Genomic DNA, 2,106 nt, shown 5'->3' on the forward strand with positions numbered 1-2,106 from the left:
GGCCACCACCCCCAACGGCATCCCCATAACCCTCTACGAACCCCGCTAGCGCGTTGACTTGCGGTGAATGCGTGGTCTCGTCTCTTTAGGTCGTTGACCTGCGGGGACGAGGCTACGCGTCCGCCGTGCCGAGGGTTTGGCCCGTGGATAGCCCGCCAGCGCCGGAGCCGTCCCCGGAGGGCTCAGAGCCGCTCAGAGCAGCGTCGATGAGCCGGTTTGCTTCGTCTTCCATGCCGGTGAACCAGTGCGCGTAGGTGGACAGCAGGACCGTCAGGGAGTGTCCCAGGCGCCGCGCGACCTCGGTTGCGGGAACGCCGGAGTTGAGGAGCAGGGACGCGCAGCCGTGCCGCAGGTCGTAGGGGCGTTTGGCCAGGCCCGCCGTCCGTTCGGAGTCGGTCAGCGCCACGGCTCGCGCTCGCTGCCACAACTGCCCGTACATGGTGTTGGTGATCGGTGCGAAGTCGGCACCGGCCGCAGTGTCGAAGAAGACGCGCCCGTCCGGCGCCGTCCCGAACCGGTCCAGGTGTGTGCGCAGCAGCGCGACCAGGACCGGGGGAAGCGGGACGATGCGCACCGCACCGGCCGGACGGTGCTTGAGCGCACGCCGGTCGTACTGGTCGCCGTCATCGGTCCATTTGTCGCCGACGTCGGGAGTGCTTCCCGACAGGGTTGCGGTGCCCCACCCGGAGGCGGGCAGGTGGAGGTCATCGGCGCGCAGGTGCCGAGCCTCAGCCGGACGCAGCCCCGCGTAGTACAGCACGGCGAAGAAGGCCGCCATGTGCGGACCGCGCCGCTTGCCGTTGGCCAGCCCCGCCACGCCCGCCAGCAGCCGCCGCGCCTGGTCCAGGTTGGGCACCGCGCGCGGGTCTACCGCGTCGGTGATGCGGGCACGCGCGCCCTTGACCCCGGTCACCGGGTTGACCGCCAGTAGCTTGCGTTCTACCGCGTACTGCATGCAGGTGTGCCAGACGCCGCGCCGCCGGGCGAGGGTTTTGGCCGCCGCGCGCTTACCGGTGAGGGTCAGCGCCAGCGCCGACAGCGCGTCGCGGATCACCTCGGAATCGGTCAGGTCCGCCACCGGGCGGGACGCGTCCGCCAGCCACGCCAGCGCCGAGGCCACGTCATCGGGGATGGGTTGTTCCCAGGTGGGCGGGATGAACGCGTACGAGCGCAGCGCCCGCCGCAGCAGCGCGTCAGCGGGACAATTGCGCTTGGCTTTGCGCGGGTCCAGCAGCGCCAGCGTGACCGGCACGAGCTGATCAGCCGTGCACTTGCGGGAGTTGGCCGGGCAGTCCGCCCACCGCATCGCGGCATAGGAGCGCGCGAGGGAGTAGAAGGTTTCGGTACTGCGCTCCCAGGAGGCCGGTTCACCGGTCGCCAGGCTGAACACCTCACCGGCACGGGCAGCGGCCACCAGGTTGGACCGGTAGGTCTCAGCCAGTGCTTTGGTGAGGTAGGAGCGGGAGAACTGCGAGGAGTTGACGCGCCACCGCATTTCCCACGGCTTGCGCCTGTTCGCGCGCTTGCGGATCTGCCAGAATTGGATGTCCTGCGCCTTGATCACCGGAGGTACTCCGTTCCGCGTGCTTCGAGCTGGTACAACCATTCTATAAAATCGAGCGCACAATTATCAGCTCATTGTTTGGCAGCCGGAACGCTTTAGGGCCACGTCCGGTCGCGAGCCACCGATACACCGTGGAACGTCCTACATGCAGCTCAGAGGCGATATCGCGGACCGACATGACATCGATGGAGGCCATTTCAAATCACCTCTTGCATTGCGTCTACGGGCCAGGCACGGGCCACCGAAAGGCCGAGAATGGTCGAGATGATCATCGACCGGAAGCGGTAAATTTCTGTCCCATAATTGCCGCATGCAGCCCTTGACTTTAAGTCGCTGGAATGCATGGGGTTGCGGCCGGCGACCGCCCGCCACCCCGACCGATCACTCGGAGGCGGGGCCATCGCGCGCACCCACGCCCGCCGCCGCTTACGCTCCCGGACAACCATTGGGGCCGCATTCGCGGCGCGTCTTTCCCAGTGCGGCCCTGTCGGTGATCCCCGGCCGCCGCCCCGCAGGCTCGGCCCGGCCCACCGCCCGCACAC

1 protein-coding gene is annotated in these 2,106 nt (G+C 68.2%); it reads right to left on the bottom strand.

Annotation, left to right across the window (positions count from 1 at the left end):
- Positions 1 to 112 precede the first annotated feature (112 nt).
- Positions 113 to 1,564 carry a tyrosine-type recombinase/integrase gene (locus E1281_RS39295; RefSeq protein ID WP_165959319.1) on the bottom strand — a complete coding sequence of 484 codons (1,452 nt, stop codon included), beginning with the start codon at positions 1,562 to 1,564 and terminating at the stop codon, positions 113 to 115.
- Positions 1,565 to 2,106: the final 542 nt, after the last annotated feature.

Origin of the sequence: Actinomadura sp. KC345 (assembly GCF_004348515.1) — a bacterium.
Classification (GTDB): domain Bacteria; phylum Actinomycetota; class Actinomycetes; order Streptosporangiales; family Streptosporangiaceae; genus Spirillospora.